We start from the raw sequence: 17,743 nt of genomic DNA on the forward strand, positions 1-17,743 counted from the left end.
CCTTATTATATGGAGGTAACCTATGATAAGTAATTGCGGCCACGACGAGCGTGGCAAGTATACCGGCGGCCAGGCCGGGGATCAGACCGGCCATGAGTGGGTTGCGATCCCGTGGTACAACAGGCCGTGGAATTATGTGCTGAGGCATCCGGACGCTACGGTGCGCAAAAAGATCGTGGAGCTGGCGCGCAAGGCAGCCAACAACGATATGATCGGCTATGATCAGGGGGATCGGTACAGCTTTTGGCAGCGACTCCAGGAGGCTGGCTATGATCCGGCCAAGATCACGGCCCCCTGTGAGTCTGACTGCAGCGCTGGCGTGGCGGCTATCGTTAAGGCGGTCGGGTATCTGACGGGCAATACCAAGCTGCAGGGTGTCAGTATCTACTGCTACACCGGCAATCTGCGGGCGGCGCTGAAGACAGCCGGCTTTGAGGTGCTGACAGCCAGCAAGTACCTGGCCAGCGACAAGTACCTGCTGGCAGGGGATGTCCTGCTGTATGAGGGACACCACACCGCCATCAACCTGGATGACGGGGCCAGCGCCGAGACTGCCGTTACATACACCGAGAGATGGCAGCAGGCCACAGACGGCCGCCGCTGGTGGTATCAGTATTCTGACGGCACATATGCCTGCAACGGCTGGTACTGGCTAACGGAGCGCACCGGCGGCACCTCCGGCTGGTACCTGTTCGACTCCGAGGGTTACATGCTGACCGGCTATCAGGTGGATCCGGCGGGAGATGCATTCCTCCTCTGTCCGGTTCCGGGAATCCACGAGGGACAGTGCATGATCACTGACGCGCGTGGCGCGCTGCGGATTGTCGGGGAGTACGACATGGAGAAGCGGCGGTATAAGTTTGATTGGTAGAACATAACCGAAAAAGAATACTTTGCGGAGTCCGCAAAGAAATCGATATGAAGTGTCTAAGCCTTGGGATATCCCAGGGCTTTTATTGTGCACAAAAATGGGGTGGGGGCATCGGAAATTGATTTCTGGTATCGTTGAAACAACCATTGTAAAAGCCTAACAGAAAGGATGATTTTATGAGACTAAGACTTGTTAAACAGGGAGATTTTTTAGGAACTAAATGTGATTTTTATGTAAATGAGACTGGCGATATCTTTATGAGCAGGACACAGATTGGGTATGCCTTGCAATATAAAGACCCAGCCAACGCGGTAAAGAATATTCATAATAAGTATCATGACCGTTTTGACCGGTTCAGCGTAGAGGTAGCGGGTGCTCAATTTGAACCCCCGTTAAAGTTCAATCAGAATTCTGCCAAAGTCTATATGTATGAAGAACGTGGTATATATGAAGTATGCAGGCGTTCAAGGCAGCCAGTATCAGACGCATTCAACGACTGGGTGTATGATGTCATTCTCTCCATCAAGAAGAACGGCTACTATATCGCTTCTGAGAGAGATGAGAAGTGGCTGGGGATCCGCCGGGAGACCAAGGAGGTACGCAAGGCCGAAACGGATCAGATCAAGCTATTTGTGGAATATGCCAGGGCACAGGGCAGCCAACACGCTGACCGATATTATGTGCTGCTGACGAACCTGATTAACCGCAGGCTGGACATTGAGCCTGGAGGCAGGGATAAGGCTGATCAGAAGACCCTTATGCGCTTGAAATCTCTGGAGACAGTGGTTGAGCTGCACTTGGCTACGCTGATGGCGGAGGAACTGCCATATAAGGAAGTGTATCAGGGCGTGAAAAAATTCATTGAAGCGCTGTAGAACTGGCTGCTGAATATTCAGCCGCGAGATACGTGCTAAGTCGCACATAATAGCGGGCTTCCGGTCTCCCGGCGGCCCGCCTTTTAATCTTTAAAAAATTCAGCATAGTCTACATTGAAAATTTCTTTTATAAGCCGCAAATCACTGGCCTTTATATTCCGTTTCCCACATTCAATGTTTGCCAATGTACTGCGTGACATTAAGCTGCCATTGAGCTGGAGCTGTTCAATAAGGGCTTGTTGAGTCATGCCTTTCGCCATTCGAATATTTTGTATATTACGGCCCATTGGCACATCTTGTAAAATCCATGGCATGGACATACCCCCTCATAATTGCCACTTGTTGGTGGCATTCATATGTTGAGTATATCCTGAAAATATGATAATATTGCCACTAGATAGTGACAAACAAGAGAAAGTGGGGAAAATAATATGAAACATCCAGTTGATGACCTGCTGCAACGCTTATACCACAATTCAGATGATGATCTGCTACGAGAGTTCAAGGCCGCGGAGGCAGAGATGGAAGCCGAGGGAGGACCAGTAGCGGACCCGGCAGGGTTCGAACGGCTGTGGAAGAAACTGATCGATGAGCATGAGAAGGGCGGGCGCCGATAATCAGCGGCCCGCCTGATTTCGTGTGATATTTTAAGAATGCAACCACCCGGAAACCCGCTAAAACAAAGGTTTTTTCGTGTGATATTTCGTGTGATATAAGGTTCATTTTGGGGGTGTTTTCATATCAATATTGTGATAATGCTACTGACTCTTTATAACGTAAAAACCGCGTAAATACGTTGTTTCTCGTAAATACGCGGTTTTTCTAAAGTGGAGCTGAGGGGAATCGAACCCCTGTCCGAAAACCAATTCCCTGTTCTTCTACTATCATAGTCCTTTATTTGACATTCCCTCTGCCGTCAGAGAAAGGACACCCGGACGGTTTCAGTAGCTTCATATTACGCCCATATGCTCAAAGCTTTGCATAAGTCGTTTCCTGCATAGTCGATGCCAGGGTCTTAAAGTGCAGGTGCTCTAAGTCTGACAGCCGCAATTAAGCGGCGATTGCTAAATTGTCTTCAGCGTTTGTATTTATTGTTGCCATTTGACCCATCGCATGGGGATAGCTTCACCAGCTGCATGATCCCCGTCGAAACCAGTACAACCCCTGAATGATAACAGGACTGGCCGGTCCGCTCGCAGTTTTCGAAACCGGGCGAACCTTGCGGAGCTTGTAACAAGCTGCCGGCGCCTATTGAGGCACCGTTAACATAATAGCAGTTTCACGGCCGTCTGTCAAGGCCCGGCAGCGTTGTTGTAGGGGAATTGTAAGAAAAATTGTAAAAATTTTCCTGATCACGATTCCTGATTTTTAGATTCCAGGTACTCCAGTATCTCCGCCGCATTGGTGTCCGGCTTGGCCTTGGGATACACCTTCTCGATCACACCCTCGGGATCGATGATATAGGTGGAGCGTACCACGCCAAAGCTCACCTTGCCGTAGAGCTTTTTCTCCTGCCACACGTCGTAGGCCTTGATGGCCGTCAGCTCCGGGTCGGAGACCAGGATGAAGGGCAGGTTGTACTTCTCGGCAAATTTCTGGTGGGAGGTCTGGCTGTCTTTGCTGACGCCGATCACCACCACGTCCTTCTGCTTAAAGCCCTCGTAGGCTCCCGCGAAGGCGCAGGCCTCCCGGGTGCAGCCCGGCGTGTTGTCCCGGGGGTAAAAATACAGCACCACCCGTTTTCCCCTGTAATTCTCCAGTGAAATCATGTTCCCGTCTTTGTCCGGCAGTGAAAATACCGGCGCTTTTGTTCCTGCTTCCAGCATATGTGTTACCTCCTGTTTTCTTTGACTGTTTCCTTAATAAATATCAGATTCTTCGCATCGGAGAGCTCGCCGCGGTACCGGTAGCCCAAACGGTCGAATTCCCGGATTTGCTCCGGCGTCTGAATCCGGCGCTCCGCCAGATAGCGGACCATTTCGCCGCGGGCCATCTTGGCCTCCGTAGCTTTGACCTTAATTTTGGGATTCCCGTTTTTGTCCGTTTCCATACAGCCGAACACCACGTTGAGAAACACTACGTCCGGCTCCAGATAGGGCTCCACGGCTTTGCTGTACTCCTTAGAGGCCAGATTGACTACGATCCGGTCCTCACGAACCAGCTCCCGGTAGATCCGTTTACCCCAGAAGCTGTAGAAGTCGGTGAAATGCCGCCCGCCCAGCTCCAGATCGATCCTGGCCTGCATCTCCAGCCGGTAGGGTACGATTCCGTCCAGAGGCCGCAGGATTCCGTAGAAACCGGAGAGAATCCGCAGATGGTTCTGTATGTAATACAGCTCCCCGCTTTGGAATACGCTGGGGGCCATATATTGGTACTGGATACCCTCGTAGGAGAGGATGGCCGGCGTCAGGCGGCTGTTTAAGTCCATATGCAAAAAACGCTTATAGTTCAAATCCGCGATGGAATCGTTGCATTTCCACAGTTTCTGGGCTTCGCCGCGGGTGAGTCCGCGCATGTACTGTAAAATCTGTCCGGTTTGTTCCATAAATGGGGGCATGCCGGAAATCTCCAGCTCGTCCTCCCGTTGGTTCATTTTTTTTGCAGGTGAAATAATCAGTTTCATATCCCGCCTCCTTTGTCCGCTGTGTACACGTCTAGCAAACCACACTTGAAGGGGATTGTCAAGCGGTATGCATTTCCTGAAAATACTTAAGAGGTCAAAAGAATTCTGTAAAGAAAGACGAACCAAAAGCTTAAGAGAAAAGAAATACAAGATCCGGAAGTTTCTGGTAAGATGAGATTAGAAAAATAATTCACAAGGGAGGAGAATTTATGAAAAAATTATCTGAAAACAAGAACAGCAGGAAGGTTCTGGCAGTTGCCGCAGCGGCGGTGACAGCCGCTGCGATCGGTCTGTCCGCGTGTTCCGCCCAGGCCCAGAGCCCGGGGACTATCGTGGTGCAGAATCAGGATGTGTCCGCCAACCAGCTGACGGTCAGCGGCAAGGAGGAAGTGAGAGTGGTGCCGGATATGGCGGAGATCGTATTCTCCATCCGCACGCAGAAGCCTACAGCCCAGGAGTGCCAGCAGGAGAACGCCAAGAATCTGAACGATACCATCGAGAAGCTCAAAAGCCTGGGCGTGGAAGAGCGGTCCATCCAGACTTCGTCGTACGGCCTGGATCCCATCTACAACTGGAATTCCGACACCAGAGAGATTACCGGATATGAGATGAACACCCAGCTGACCGTGTCCGATATCCCCATCGGCGAGGCGGGGTCCATCATGAGCCAGTCCGTGGTGGCGGGCGTCAACAGTATTGACAATGTGAGCTACTTCTGCAGCACCTACGACGAGAGCTATCAGGAAGCCTTAAAGAAGGCGATTGAGATGGCCAAGGGGAAGGCGTCCGCCATGGCTGAGGCCAGCGGCCGTACTCTGGGCGAGGTGAGCAATGTGGAGGAATACGGCTACAACCCCTACACTCGCTATACCGGCTACATGAGCGGCGGCGCCAGGAACGAGATGGCGATGGAAACAACCGCTGCGGCCATGGATATGGGCGTGATGGCCGGGGAGATCAGCGTGGAGGCCCAGGTTTCCGTTACCTTTAACCTGCAGTAAGCCAGGCTGCAATGCATTTGAGTAAATGAACGGGCGGCCGGATCGAAGAGATCCGGCCGCCTGCCTGCATCATCAAAACTGCTCATTCCCCGCTACCGCATTAGCACGCTCTGTAAATCGTCCCCGGGCGCGGCCAGCATGGCGCCGTCCTGGTCGTAATAGTATAGCTTGGCCTGTTCCGACCTGCCAAGCAGGTTGTACTCATGGCAGAGGCTGTTTACGGCTGAATTGAGGCTTTCGCAGTAAGCCGCCCGCTCTGTGGAGGCGGCGTTTTCCCAGTAAGCGCTGTCCAGATAAACGGTGTAGGTGCCCGCGTCGATGGAGCGCAGCTCCAGGATGCTGCTGTCTGTGGAGGCGAAATGGCTTAAGTCGGAGCGGAAGGCGCTGTAATTGGCCTGCGAGCGGGTGACGGCCCGAAAACCCATGGCCGCGGACAGCGCCAGGGAGAGCAGCAGAAGTCCCAGGGCGATGACAAAGGCCAGACGGGTGGTCCGCCTGGTAAAGTCCGCCATGGCCCGGGCGGTGGCGCCCTGTTCCGCCTGCTTGATCGCGGTGGGCAGCTCCGGATATTCATCGTATACACTGAAGGGAGCGCAGGCGCTGGGGTTGAGATTGTTTGCGGCTGGTTTCAACATAGAGGACACCTCCCGGCATAATGAGAGATCGCAAAGACGATCTTGAGTTCACAGAAAATTCACATTTTTTCTAAGTATATTTTAACATTTATGCCGAAAGAAGTAAAGGAATCCAGAGGACACATGTGCAGATTTCACAATTTTGTAAATATTTGGAAGTTCAAAAACGTTTTTATGTTAATTTTATGAATGTACCAATGGACAATACCGCGGAATGGTTTTATAATGGACATGATAATGACAGAATGGGAACATTCTGAAGATTGGAAGGAGAATAAAACGTTATGAGCGAATGTAACCACGACTGCGGCTCCTGCAGTGCAAACTGTGAGAGCCGTAAGACAGATAAAAGCGAGTTCCTGGAGGCACTGAACCCGGCCAGCTCCGTGAAAAAGGTGATCGGTATCGTCAGCGGCAAGGGCGGCGTGGGCAAGTCCCTGGTGACCTCCATGCTGGCAGTTTCCATGAACCGTAAGGGAAAGAAGGCCGCGATCCTGGATGCGGATATCACCGGTCCCTCCATTCCCAAGGCGTTCGGAATTCACAATGAGAGCGGTATCGGCGTGTCCCCGGACGGCAACCTGATGCTTCCGGCCAAGTCCCTGGAGGGCGTGGACATCATGTCCGCCAACCTGCTGCTGGACAACGACACGGACCCGGTGATCTGGAGAGGCCCGGTGATCGCGGGAGCGGTAAAGCAGTTCTGGAGCGAGACGCTCTGGCAGGATATCGATTTTATGTTTGTGGATATGCCTCCGGGGACCGGCGACGTGCCGCTGACCGTGTTCCAGTCCCTGCCCGTGGACGGCATCATCATCGTGACCTCACCCCAGGAACTGGTGAGCATGATTGTGACCAAGGCCGTGAACATGGCGAAGAAGATGGAGATTCCGATTATCGGCATTGTGGAAAATATGAGCTATCTGGAATGTCCGGACTGCGGCAAGCGGATCAACGTGTTCGGCGAGAGCCACATCGACGAGGTAGCCGCTGACGCGGGAATCAAGGTGCTGGCGCGTCTGCCCATCGATCCGAAGATCGCCCAGATGGTGGACGCCGGACAGGTGGAGTATTTGGAGCTTCCCTGGCTGGATGAGGCTGCCGCCGCAGTGGAGGGACTGTAGGCTTGCCGGACAACAATGTAATGAGGGGTGTACCTATGAATATTAATATCAATCCCAACAGCGAACTGAACCAGTCCATTGTCAACGTGCCGGATATGGTCCAGGTTCCGGAGGTGTGGATTCATCAGGCCCATGAGTTCCAGCGGGTGATGATGATGTACGCCTGCGCGATTCGGGAGGTGAAGACCAAGCTGGAGGTGCTCAACGACGAGCTGTCGGTGAAGAACCAGCGCAACCCCATCGAGATGATCAAGTCCCGGGTGAAAAAGCCCATGAGTATTCTGGAAAAGCTTCAGCGCAGAGGATTTGAGGTGTCCCTGGAGTCCATGCGGGAGAATCTGGACGACGTGGCCGGAATCCGCATTATCTGCTCGTTTCTCGACGATATCTACGAGGTGGCGGAGATGCTGGTGCGCCAGGACGACGTGAAGGTGATCGCGGTGAAGGATTACATCAAGAATCCCAAGCCCAACGGCTACCGCAGCTACCATCTGATCATCGAGGTGCCGGTATTTTTCACCGAGTGCAAGCGGAACATGCGGGTGGAGGTGCAGATCCGCACCATCGCCATGGACTTCTGGGCCAGTCTGGACCACCAGCTTAAGTACAAGAAAGATTTGCGGGACGACAGCGAGATCAGCCAGGAGTTAAAGCAGTGCGCGGATGTGATCGCCCAGACGGACGCGAAGATGCTGGCGATCCGCCAGAAGATCGAGGCCCAGGGCATCGCGGTGCGCAAGGAATAGCACATATCAATACAGATAGTAAGACAGGGTTTCCGTGATGTGAAACCCTGTTTTTTTGTACAGCCTGAGGGCGGGCAGGTTGTCGCCGGACACCTGGAGGGTGAGGGTGGAAATGCCTATGGCGGGCGTTAAGTCCTGAAGCTGCCGGACCATGGCGAACCCCAGGCCGTGGCCGCGGAAGGGTTCTGCGATCTCCACCTCGAACAGGCAGGCGGAAGGCGGCTGCACATATAGGCTGAAGGAACCGGCCTTTTGATCTCCGGGCAGCCAGGCGGTGAAGTCTAAGCGGCTCTCTGATTCCCCGGAAACGCTTGTCAGGCGGAGGGGAGAGAGGGGGAGCGAAGCTGAATGGAGACTTTTGCAGGCCCCTTTGTTCCATTCCATGGCGTATTCCTCGTACCAGAGCTCAGCGCCAATGGCAGCCAGAACATTTACGGCGGCGCCACTATTGGGATCAGCCACGAAACAGAGGTCCGGCTCTGGGAGCGCTTGGGCCGCATCCTGCTCCAGCATTTCCAACAGGCCGTTAAAATATCCCCGCTTTCTGGCGTCCGGCCGGGTGAAGCCGCAGCACTCCCACAGACCGTCCCCCTCAAACACGGCGATGGCGCTGTTGAGAACCGGACGGCCGGTCCCGTCCGGCATTTCCCCGGACAACAGATAAAAACGGTCTCCGTCCAGAGGGCAGGACAGGCGGATCTTGTCGTGGGCGCGGCAGAGGCCGGTTAGTTCCTCAAAGGCGGCGGCCTGGGCAGCCGTCAAGGTTCGGGTGCAGATTTTTTTCATGGCGCGGTATTCCTCCTGAGTGGACGGGGCGGGCTTTGGCATCGGGATTGCAAAGCTTTGTCCGTGGGGCAAATGATCGGGGTTCTGAACTATTATAGCCTGAAATCTGTCCCGGGGCAACCGCTTCCGGCGCGTGTCGGATGCGGCCGCGTCTGTGATTGGGGTCTTGCGCGGCGGGGGCTCAGGTGGTAGAATAGGGACGGCGCGCAGGGCGCGCTTTGGAGGGGCGTAAACGCCATAAAAAGGAGATTCAATTCACAGATGAAATATGTCAAACAGGTTGGAATTATTTGGGGCTTCACCATGGCGGGAGAGATATTACACGCGATCCTGCCGCTTCCGGTGCCCTCGGGAGTGTATGGGCTTTTCCTGCTTCTGGGAGCGCTGATGGCCGGCTGGGTCCGGCTGGAGAGCGTGGAGGGCACTGGAAATTTTCTGATGGATACCATGACTCTGATGTTCATACCCGCCATGGTCGGGCTGATGGAGTACGCGGCCCAGATTAAGGAAGTGTTTGTGCCTTTCATGATCGTGATCGCCGTGTCCACCGTTGCGGTGATGGTCGTGACCGGCCGGGTGGCTCAGACGGTGATCGATTTGCAGGAGCGCGGGAGAGGTAAGCGGGCGGAAGAGAGGCGCGGGAATTCGGCGGAGAGCCGGGTGAGCACGGCGGAATGCCATGAAAACACCGCGGACCCGCTTGATTGCCCGGCCCCGCAGCCGGACCCGCTGGAATCTGAGGAGGAACAAACCAATGCGAGATGAAATCAGAATGATTTTGGGCCAGTCCCAGTATTTCGGGCTGGCGGTCAGCGTGGCGGCCTATCTGTTCGCCGCGTGGCTGAGGAAAAAGACGAAGCTGGCCATTTTAAATCCCCTGCTCATCTCCTCGGCATTGATTATCGGCTGTCTGGTATGCGTAGGAATGGATTATGAGACATATAATAAGGGTGCTGGATTTTTAGGCTGGCTGCTGACGCCCGCCACGGTCTGTCTGGCGATCCCGCTGTACCGCCAGTTAAATCTGCTGCGGCAGCATGGAGCGGCGGTGTTGATCAGTATTCTGGCGGGCGTGGCCACCAGTGCGGTCAGCGTGTTTCTGTTGTCCAAGGTGCTGGGGCTGGGGCATGTGCATTATGTGACGTTGCTGCCCAAGTCCATCACCACGGCCATCGGAATGGGCGTGAGCGAGGAAGCGGGTGGGATCGTGACGCTGACGGTGATGAGTATTATTCTCACAGGCGTGCTGGGAAATATGGCCTGCGAGTTGATTCTGCGCCTGGCCCGGGTATCACACCCGGTGGCGAAGGGCCTGGCGCTGGGCACCAGCGCCCATGCGGTGGGAACCGCGAAAGCGCTGGAGATGGGCGAGATCGAGGGGGCCATGAGCAGCCTGTCCATCGCCGTGGCGGGGCTTTTAACCGTGGTGGCGGTGCCGCTGATGGCAAATCTGATCTGATGGGGCTGGTGGAGACTCACAATCCCATCCGCACAATGAAAGGAGAGTTTAAGCGATGAAAAAACGCAGTGAAGCAGATATCAGTTATACATGGAAACTGGAGGACATGATGCCTGACAACCGGACCTGGGAGGCGCTGTTTGAGAAAACGGCTGCCCAGATGAAGCAGTACGGGGATTTCAAGGGCACTCTGGCGGAGTCCGCAGAGACGCTGTACCGCTGCCTGAAATTTGACGACGAGATATCGCTGGATATCGAGCGCCTCTACGTGTACGCCCGGATGCGCTCCGACGAGGACACGGCCGAACAAACCTACCAGGACATGTTTGGGCGGGCCCAGTCCCTGTCCTTTGAGGCCGCGGAGCGCTCCTCCTTCATTGTGCCGGAAATCCTGGAAATGGACCCGTCCCTGCTGGCCTCCTACATGGAGTCGGAAAATGGCATCGGCCTGTACCGCCGCCTGATGGAGCGGATTCTGGGAAAGCGGGAGCACACGCTGTCTGGCCCCATGGAGGAGCTGCTGGCCCAGTCCTACGACGCCACCCAGGGGGCTTCCCAGATTTTCAACATGTTCAACAACGCGGATGTGAAATTCCCCTCCATCACCGGTGAGCACGGCCAGGAAGTGCCGATTACCCACGGCAATTACATTTCCCTGATGGAGCACAAGGACCGCAGAATCCGCCGGGACGCGTTCCTTGGCCTGTACAGCGTGTACCGGCAGTTTCGCAATACCCTGGCGGCTGCATTTTCCGCCAATGTGAAGCAGGCGGTGTTCTACGCAAAGGCCCGGAATTACGCTTCCAGCCGCCAGCACTCCCTGGCGGAGAACGAGGTGCCGGAGCTGGTCTACGACAACCTGGTGGCCGCCGTCCGGAAGAACCTGCCCCTGCTGCACCGCTACGTCAGGGTGCGCAAGGAGACCCTGGGCCTGGACGACATCCACATGTACGATCTGTATGTGCCCATGGTGGCGGAATTTGACCGGACTTACACCTACGAGGAGGCAAAAGCCATCGTGACGGAGGGCCTTGCCCCACTGGGGGAGGAGTACGGGAAAATCCTTCGGGAGGGCTTTGAGAACCGCTGGGTGGACGTCTACGAGAACGAGGGAAAGCGCAGCGGCGCATACTCCTGGGGCGTCTACGGCAGCCATCCCTACGTGCTGATGAATTTCCACGGCACCCTGAACGACGTGTTCACCCTGGCCCATGAGATGGGGCACTCCATCCACTCCTATTATTCGGACGCCGCCCAGCCCTATGTCTACGCCGGTTACAAGATTTTTGTGGCGGAGGTGGCTTCCACCTGCAACGAGGCGCTGCTGATCCGGCACCTGTTGAACCGGACGGAGGAGACCCAGGAGAAACGGTATCTGATTAACCATTTTCTGGAAAGCTTCCGGGGGACGCTGTTCCGTCAGACCATGTTCGCGGAGTTCGAGGCTGCGGCCCACAGGAAGGCCCAGGAAGGCGAGACGCTGACCGCCAGCGCCCTGGGGGAGCTGTACCACAAGCTGAACGAGGATTATTTCGGCCCGGAAATGGTGGTGGACCCGGAGATCGATTATGAGTGGGAGCGGATTCCACATTTCTATACGCCGTTCTATGTGTACCAGTATGCCACGGGATTTTCAGCTGCGGTGGCCATCAGCAGCCGGATTTTAAGCGGCGATGAGACGGCGCTGGCGGGTTACAAGAAGTTTTTGCAGGGAGGATGCTCCCTGCCGCCTATCGACCTGTTAAAGCTCTGCGGCGTGGACATGTCAACCACGAAGCCGGTGGACGAGGCGCTGAAGGTATTTGGGGAGCTGCTGGAGGAATTCTGCCGCCTGTAGGCGGCCGGGTCAACGCCCGCACGGACCATAGGGCGCTGTCGGGCGGCTGCTGCCCGCCGGATCATAGGGCGCTGTCGGGCAGGCCGCTGCCCGCCGGATCATAGGGCGCTGTCGGGCAGGCTGCTGCCCGCTGGCCAAGGGATGCTGGCGGCCGGGCCAACGCCTGCACGGCCCGCATTTGGGCCTGCGGCCTGCCCCAATATAAAATGACAACCGAAGAAAAGGAGAACAATCAACTATGTCACAGACAAAGGCCCGGTCCCATGTGGATCTGCTGAACGGCAGCCCGGGAAAAAATCTGCTCTTATTTGCGCTGCCGATGATTCTGGGGAATCTGTTCCAGCAGTTTTACAACATGGCGGACTCCATGATCGTGGGAAATTTTGTGGGGGAGGAGTCCCTGGCCGCGGTGGGGGCCTCCTACGCCCTGACCAACGTGTTTATCATGATCGCCATCGGCGGCGGCAACGGGGCTTCCGTGATCACTTCCCAATATCTGGGAGCCAAGAATTACAACCGGATGAAAACGTCCATCTCCACGGCTCTGATCTCCTTTCTGGTGCTGAGCCTGCTGCTGGGAGGCTTCGGCTTCGCCTTCAACGGGGAGATTCTGCGCCGTCTCCAGACCCCGGAAAATGTGCTGGATCAGGCCAGGCTGTACCTGGGAATCTATTTCCTGGGTATGCCCTTTCTGTTTATGTACAACGTCCTTGCTGCCATTTTCAACGCCATGGGGGATTCCAGGACGCCCCTGTACCTGCTGATCTTTTCCTCCGTGCTCAACGTGGGGCTGGACATCCTGTCTGTGACCGTGTTTGGCATGGGCGTGGACGGCGTGGCGATCGCAACCGTGGTAGCCCAGGGCGTTTCCGCCTGCATTTCCTTTTTCCTGCTCATGCGCAAGCTGCGGGGCTACCGGTCGGAGCGGGCGGAGGGGGAGCGGTTTGCATTTTTTGACTCCCGCATGCTCTGGTCCGGGACAAGGGTGGCGGTCCCGTCCATTTTACAGCAATCCATCGTGTCCATCGGCATGCTGCTGGTGCAGTCCGTGGTCAACAGCTTCGGCTCCCCGGCGCTGGCCGGGTACTCGGCGGGAAGCCGTATCGAATCCCTGTGCATTGTGCCCATGATCGCCACCGGAAACGCGGTGAGCACCTTCACGGCCCAGAATATCGGCGCGGGCAAGGTGGAGCGGGTGAAGCAGGGGTACCGGGCCAGCTACGCCATTGTGATCGGCTTCGCGGCGGCCATCGCGGCCATTGTGGCGGTGTTCCACGGGCCCATTATTTCCAGCTTCCTGAAGGGGGACAATACCTCCGACGCCTTTACCACGGGCGTGGGATATCTGTCCTTTATCGGCTGGTTTTTCGTGTTCATCGGGTTTAAGACCTGCACGGACGGCATTCTTAGGGGCGCGGGGGACGTGGTGGCGTTCACCATCGCCAACCTGGTGAACCTGGCGATCCGCGTGTTCACGGCCTTCCACTTTGCGCCCATCTGGGGCGTGGCGGCGGTGTGGTACGCGGTGCCCATGGGCTGGCTGGCAAATTATCTGATCTCCTTCTCCTGGTATCTGACGGGGAGATGGGCGAAACGGCGGTTGATTTAAGGAGGAAATGAACATGGAGCATCCGGTTTTACTGATCAATGATATGGCGGGATACGGCAAGGTGGCTCTGGCGGCCATGATTCCGGTGATGTCCCACATGGGTCTCAATGTCTGCAACCTGCCCACGGCGCTGGTGAGCAACACGCTGGATTACGGGAAGTTCGAGATTCTGGATACCACGGGGTATATGGAACACACGCTGAAGGTCTGGGAGGAGCTGGGATTCCGCTTTGATGCGGTTTCTACGGGATTTATCGTGAGCGACGTTCAGGCGCAGCTGGTGACGGACTACTGCCTGCGGCAGGCGGAGCAGGGCGTGCTGATCTTCTGCGACCCCATTATGGGAGACGACGGGAAGCTGTACAACGGTATGAGTATGGAGACGGTGAAGAATATGCGAAAGCTGGTGTCCTGCGCGGACTACGCGGTGCCCAACTACACGGAGGCCGCTCTGCTGGCCGGAGAACCTTACCTGGAGTCGCCGGAGGAGGGGGATATCCGGCGGCTGATCGGGAAGCTGCGGGGGATCGGCGCCAAGTCCGTGGCGGTGACCAGCGTGAGGCTTCAGGGCGTGGACCAGGTTTACTGCTACGACGCGGCGCTTGACCGGTATTTCGGGCTGCCCTTTGACTGCCTGCCGGTAAGATTTCCGGGCACCGGGGACATTTTCTCCGCTGTGATGCTGGGGCAGATTTTAAAGGGGAAGGATATGGAGGAGAGCGTGAGAAAGGCCATGGCCGTCGTGAGGCGGATGATTGAGCTGAATCTGGGGAACGAGGACAAGTACAAGGGGATTTTGGTGGAAGCCTGTCTGGAGGTGATCGACTCATGAGCAGACCGAAAATCCGGTTGACGGTGGTGGACCGGCTGGGGCCCAAGGGGTGTCACAGGGGGCATAAGGTGGGGGAATCCTTCGACTTCGACACGGAGCGGGGGCAGGTCTGTCCCATGGTCATGCACGTGGCATTTCCTTATATTGACATTTTACGGTATGGCGGGCGGATTCCGGGGCAGCCGGAGGGAACGGCGGTGTTCTGCTGCCCGGACGTGGAGACGATCAATGTGTTTAAGGTTGAGGTGGTGGAGGAGTAGAGAGCGGGTGAACCGCGGGTACATAAAAAGTGCGTTTTCCGAGGGGGAGACGCACTTTTTTAAATGTATTCCGTAGCGCCTCATCCGGCTCAACCGCAAAAAGTGCACAAAATATGAAAACATCAACACGCAAACCTGCTATAATCCATAGTTGAAAAAAGGAGGCCTTATCGAATGCATCAACTTGAAAAAATCCAGGCAGTAATTGAATACATTGAAGAACATCTGACGCAGAAGCTGGATATGAACGAGATTGCCGGGGCGGTCTTTTATTCAAGATATTATCTTCAGCGGATCTTTTCGCAGACGGTGGGAATGACCATCCACGACTACCTGCAGAGAAGGCAGCTGACCGAGGCCGCCAAACTGCTGGTATTCTCCGACATGCCGATTCTGGATATTGCGATGCTGGCCGGTTATGAGAGCCAGCAGGCTTTTACGACGGTTTTTTCAGCCATGTATAAGCAGACGCCCTACAAATTCCGAATCAGTGAAGAGTTTTATCCTCTGCAGCTGAAATTTCAATTTGAAAGGAGCTATCCTATGCTCAAAAGTAAGCAAAAGCAGCAGTGGCGGGTTGAATTTGCCTGCGAAGCGGATATTCCCTGTTGGATGGAGCTGGTCAGACTGGTGATCGACGGCTTTCCCCATCTGGATGAGGAGCAGTATATTGAAACGCTCCGCGATAAAATCCATTCCTCACAGGCGCTGATTCTGAAAGATGGAGAGACGGCGATTGGGATTATGATGTTCTCCTATCGGACCGGGAGTATTGAATTTATGGGCACCCACCCGCTTTACCGCCAAATGGGAGTGCCTGAGGCACTTCTGAATCAGGTAATGGGGGAATTGATTAAGGGAAAAGAGATCAGCATCACAACCTTCCGGGAGGGAGATAAAGCGGATACTGGACACCGCAGGGAAATTATTGGCCTGGGATTCGCGGAAGCGGAGCTTTTGGTGGAGTATGGATATCCGACCCAACGATTTGTATTGCCGAAGGAGGAGTCCAATGAGTGACAGACAGAACACCGGTATTCCGTTCCCGGATGAACTGGAACACTTGTCTTACATCTGTGGAATTCTGGAAGAGGCAATGGAAAAGGCGGAAGCGGACGTGAACCGCAAGGACCGGGAATATATGAAGCAAAAGCGGTACATGGTGGAGTACCGCGGGGAAATCGATCCCCATGAGATGTTCCAGAACGAGTTGGCTTTGCGGGAGATTGACCGCACCGGAGCTTTTGTCACAGGCATCCGGGACAGGCTTGCCAGGCTGAAAGAGTCCCCGTATTTCGCACGCATTGATTTTGCGGCGGAAGGCCGCGGGAAAGTGATGAAGTGCTATATCGGCCGGTTTGCCTTTACCAATGATAACGATATGCTGATCTTTGACTGGCGCGCGCCTGTCGCCAGTATGTTTTACGACTGCGAAGTGGGGCCTGCGGGGTACGACGCTCCCATGGGACGGGTGGACGGGCAGTTGACCCGGAAGAGGCAGTTCAAAATCAACGGCGGCGTGATGGAATACGCGCTGGAAACGTCAAGTAATATCCAGGACGATGTGTTGCAGCGGGAACTTTCCCGGACCTCGGATGAAAAGATGAAATCCATTATCGCCACCATCCAGAAGGAGCAGAACCAGATCATCCGAAACGAAAAGGCCGATATACTGCTCATTCAGGGGGTGGCCGGCTCCGGCAAGACGTCCATTGCGCTCCACCGGATTGCCTTTCTGCTCTACCGGCTCAAAAACAGGCTCTCGGCGCAAAACATAACGATTCTGTCCCCCAACAAGGTTTTTGCCGATTACATTTCCAATGTTCTGCCGGAGCTTGGCGAGGAGCCTGTTTACGAGCTGAGCTTTTATGATATTGCGGAAATTCAGCTGGAGGGTGTGATTGGCTTTGAGCCGGACCAAGACCCGCTGGAAAACCGGGATGAGGCCTGGGCGGAACGTGCGCGTTTCAAATCCACCCTGAGTTTTGTGAGGCAGCTGGACCGCTTCATTGAGCGCTTGCCGGAGCTGGTCTTTGCGCCTGCGGACTATACCTTCGGCCGTTTCACTGCATCCGCGGAAATGATCCAAAGCCGTTTTGCGGCCTATTCCAAATATCCGGTCAAAGACCGTTTGCGTATGATTGCGGACGACATCCACGACCGGTTTGCCACGGATAATATTATGGAGGACGACATTCCCAGGGCCGGAACCATCCTTAAAAGCCTGAATTCCATGTTAAAGGTAAAGAGCACGCTGGCTCTCTACAAAGCCTTTTATCAGGAACTGGGCCTCCCGAAGATGTTCGTGCCCGCGGGGAAAAAGACACTGGAATGGGCCGACGTTTATCCGTTCCTCTACCTTCATGGAGCTTACGCGGGACTGAGGGAGAGCGTGGTCATCCGGCACCTGGTGGTGGACGAGATGCAGGATTACACGCCTGTTCAGTACGCAGTGCTGAATCAGATTTTCAAGTGCCAGAAGACCATTCTTGGGGACTATGGACAGCTCATCAATCCAAACCACCGGCATTCGCTGGAGGACCTGCGGGAGTTGTACGGCGATGCTGAGTTTGTGGAGCTGAATACCAGCTACCGGTCTACCTGTGAGATTATCCGGTTTGCCAGGACAATCCAGGATGGCGCCCTGGAGCCCATCGAGCGGCACGGGGAGGAGCCGGTTCTCATACAGTGCTCGGACCGGGCGGCAGAGATTGACTGTATCGCCAATATGATAATGGAATTTGAGGAGAGCGGCCTTGCTACGCTCGGAATCATCGCCAGGACAAACCGGGATGCGTTGGCCCTTTACGAAGCTCTGGCGGAACGTTATGAGATTCATTTGCTCTCCCCGGAGAGCGGCAGCTTTGCGAACGGGGTGTCGGTCGCCTCCATTCAGATGTCCAAGGGCCTGGAATTCGACCAGGTCATTGTGGCAGACGCGGACAGCCGGACCTATGCCACACCCTATGACCGGAGTCTGCTCTATATCGCCTGCACCAGGGCTATGCACAAACTGGCGCTGCTCTATACCGGGGAACGGACAAAACTGATCGGAGAAGCGGGCCGGGAGATTTTCGTTTAGATG

General features: G+C 55.3%; 19 protein-coding genes and 1 other RNA gene. 14 read left to right on the plus strand and 6 right to left on the minus strand.

From position 1 onward, the window contains the following. Positions 1 to 22: 22 nt before the first annotated feature. Together ACK2JC_RS23030 and ACK2JC_RS23035 are read left to right on the plus strand one after the other, a co-directional pair. Entirely contained in the window at positions 23 to 871 is an 849-nt protein-coding gene (locus ACK2JC_RS23030) for an SH3 domain-containing protein (protein ID WP_368274701.1), read from the plus strand. Positions 872 to 1,047: 176 nt separating this feature from the next. Then, a complete protein-coding gene (locus ACK2JC_RS23035) occupies positions 1,048 to 1,746 on the plus strand; it encodes a BRO family protein (protein WP_368272105.1) in 699 nt (232 codons plus the stop codon). An 83-nt stretch (positions 1,747 to 1,829) separates the two neighbouring features. On the opposite strand, the gene ACK2JC_RS23040 is transcribed toward ACK2JC_RS23035, so the two are convergent. Then, positions 1,830 to 2,060 (minus strand): helix-turn-helix domain-containing protein, encoded by a 231-nt coding sequence (locus ACK2JC_RS23040; RefSeq protein WP_368272106.1) that lies wholly within the window; start codon positions 2,058 to 2,060, stop codon positions 1,830 to 1,832. 117 nt (positions 2,061 to 2,177) lie between these two features. On the opposite strand from ACK2JC_RS23040, the gene ACK2JC_RS23045 reads away from it, so the two are divergent. After that, the gene (locus tag ACK2JC_RS23045) at positions 2,178 to 2,363 is read left to right on the plus strand and encodes a hypothetical protein (RefSeq protein WP_368272107.1); all 186 of its coding nucleotides are present in this window, start codon (positions 2,178 to 2,180) and stop codon (positions 2,361 to 2,363) included. A gap of 208 nt (positions 2,364 to 2,571) precedes the next feature. On the opposite strand, the gene ssrA is transcribed toward ACK2JC_RS23045, so the two are convergent. From ssrA to yaaA, 3 genes are all read right to left on the minus strand, one after another. After that, positions 2,572 to 2,911: a transfer-messenger RNA gene (gene ssrA, locus ACK2JC_RS23050) on the minus strand. A 187-nt stretch (positions 2,912 to 3,098) separates the two neighbouring features. Next, positions 3,099 to 3,572 (minus strand): thioredoxin-dependent thiol peroxidase, encoded by a 474-nt coding sequence (gene bcp / locus ACK2JC_RS23055; RefSeq protein ID WP_092365615.1) that lies wholly within the window; start codon positions 3,570 to 3,572, stop codon positions 3,099 to 3,101. A 5-nt stretch (positions 3,573 to 3,577) separates the two neighbouring features. Continuing rightward, positions 3,578 to 4,369: a peroxide stress protein YaaA gene (yaaA, locus tag ACK2JC_RS23060; protein ID WP_320936267.1), complete on the minus strand. Its 792-nt coding sequence runs from the start codon at positions 4,367 to 4,369 to the stop codon at positions 3,578 to 3,580. Positions 4,370 to 4,578: 209 nt separating this feature from the next. Here yaaA and ACK2JC_RS23065 point away from each other — a divergent pair, with 209 nt between their 5' ends. Continuing rightward, positions 4,579 to 5,370 (plus strand): SIMPL domain-containing protein, encoded by a 792-nt coding sequence (locus tag ACK2JC_RS23065; RefSeq protein ID WP_320936266.1) that lies wholly within the window; start codon positions 4,579 to 4,581, stop codon positions 5,368 to 5,370. A gap of 92 nt (positions 5,371 to 5,462) precedes the next feature. On the opposite strand, the gene ACK2JC_RS23070 is transcribed toward ACK2JC_RS23065, so the two are convergent. After that, a complete protein-coding gene (locus ACK2JC_RS23070; protein WP_320936265.1) occupies positions 5,463 to 6,005 on the minus strand; it encodes a hypothetical protein in 543 nt (180 codons plus the stop codon). Positions 6,006 to 6,289: 284 nt separating this feature from the next. Here ACK2JC_RS23070 and ACK2JC_RS23075 point away from each other — a divergent pair, with 284 nt between their 5' ends. Next, entirely contained in the window at positions 6,290 to 7,129 is an 840-nt protein-coding gene (locus tag ACK2JC_RS23075) for an Mrp/NBP35 family ATP-binding protein (protein WP_007714434.1), read from the plus strand. 35 nt (positions 7,130 to 7,164) lie between these two features. Beyond that, positions 7,165 to 7,875: a GTP pyrophosphokinase family protein gene (locus tag ACK2JC_RS23080; protein ID WP_092365602.1), complete on the plus strand. Its 711-nt coding sequence runs from the start codon at positions 7,165 to 7,167 to the stop codon at positions 7,873 to 7,875. A 6-nt stretch (positions 7,876 to 7,881) separates the two neighbouring features. Here ACK2JC_RS23080 and ACK2JC_RS23085 read toward each other — a convergent pair whose 3' ends face one another. Further along, positions 7,882 to 8,703 (minus strand): GNAT family N-acetyltransferase, encoded by an 822-nt coding sequence (locus ACK2JC_RS23085; protein ID WP_411338530.1) that lies wholly within the window; start codon positions 8,701 to 8,703, stop codon positions 7,882 to 7,884. A 219-nt stretch (positions 8,704 to 8,922) separates the two neighbouring features. Between ACK2JC_RS23085 and ACK2JC_RS23090 the strand changes: the two genes are divergently transcribed. From ACK2JC_RS23090 to ACK2JC_RS23125, 8 genes are all read left to right on the plus strand, one after another. Next, positions 8,923 to 9,426, plus strand: coding sequence for a CidA/LrgA family protein (locus ACK2JC_RS23090; protein WP_331681200.1), 504 nt, complete (start codon positions 8,923 to 8,925; stop codon positions 9,424 to 9,426). Beyond that, the gene (locus ACK2JC_RS23095) at positions 9,416 to 10,120 is read left to right on the plus strand and encodes an LrgB family protein (protein WP_302326267.1); all 705 of its coding nucleotides are present in this window, start codon (positions 9,416 to 9,418) and stop codon (positions 10,118 to 10,120) included. The genes ACK2JC_RS23090 and ACK2JC_RS23095 overlap by 11 nt, the downstream gene beginning before the upstream one ends. Positions 10,121 to 10,175: 55 nt before the next feature. After that, positions 10,176 to 11,957 (plus strand): oligoendopeptidase F, encoded by a 1,782-nt coding sequence (pepF, locus tag ACK2JC_RS23100; protein WP_320936263.1) that lies wholly within the window; start codon positions 10,176 to 10,178, stop codon positions 11,955 to 11,957. Between the two features lie 238 nt (positions 11,958 to 12,195). After that, positions 12,196 to 13,566: an MATE family efflux transporter gene (locus ACK2JC_RS23105; RefSeq protein WP_276855443.1), complete on the plus strand. Its 1,371-nt coding sequence runs from the start codon at positions 12,196 to 12,198 to the stop codon at positions 13,564 to 13,566. 13 nt (positions 13,567 to 13,579) lie between these two features. Beyond that, entirely contained in the window at positions 13,580 to 14,398 is an 819-nt protein-coding gene (locus tag ACK2JC_RS23110) for a pyridoxamine kinase (RefSeq protein ID WP_411337877.1), read from the plus strand. Next, the gene (locus ACK2JC_RS23115; protein ID WP_118754656.1) at positions 14,395 to 14,658 is read left to right on the plus strand and encodes a TIGR04076 family protein; all 264 of its coding nucleotides are present in this window, start codon (positions 14,395 to 14,397) and stop codon (positions 14,656 to 14,658) included. Before ACK2JC_RS23110 ends, ACK2JC_RS23115 begins: the two co-directional genes overlap by 4 nt. Positions 14,659 to 14,832: 174 nt before the next feature. Next, complete coding sequence (locus ACK2JC_RS23120; protein WP_368272110.1) at positions 14,833 to 15,678, plus strand: helix-turn-helix domain-containing protein; 846 nt, start codon at positions 14,833 to 14,835, stop codon at positions 15,676 to 15,678. After that, the gene (locus ACK2JC_RS23125) at positions 15,671 to 17,740 is read left to right on the plus strand and encodes an ATP-binding domain-containing protein (RefSeq protein ID WP_368272111.1); all 2,070 of its coding nucleotides are present in this window, start codon (positions 15,671 to 15,673) and stop codon (positions 17,738 to 17,740) included. Before ACK2JC_RS23120 ends, ACK2JC_RS23125 begins: the two co-directional genes overlap by 8 nt. Positions 17,741 to 17,743: the final 3 nt, after the last annotated feature.

Origin of the sequence: Enterocloster lavalensis, assembly GCF_046603895.1 — a bacterium.
Lineage (GTDB): Bacteria > Bacillota > Clostridia > Lachnospirales > Lachnospiraceae > Enterocloster > Enterocloster lavalensis.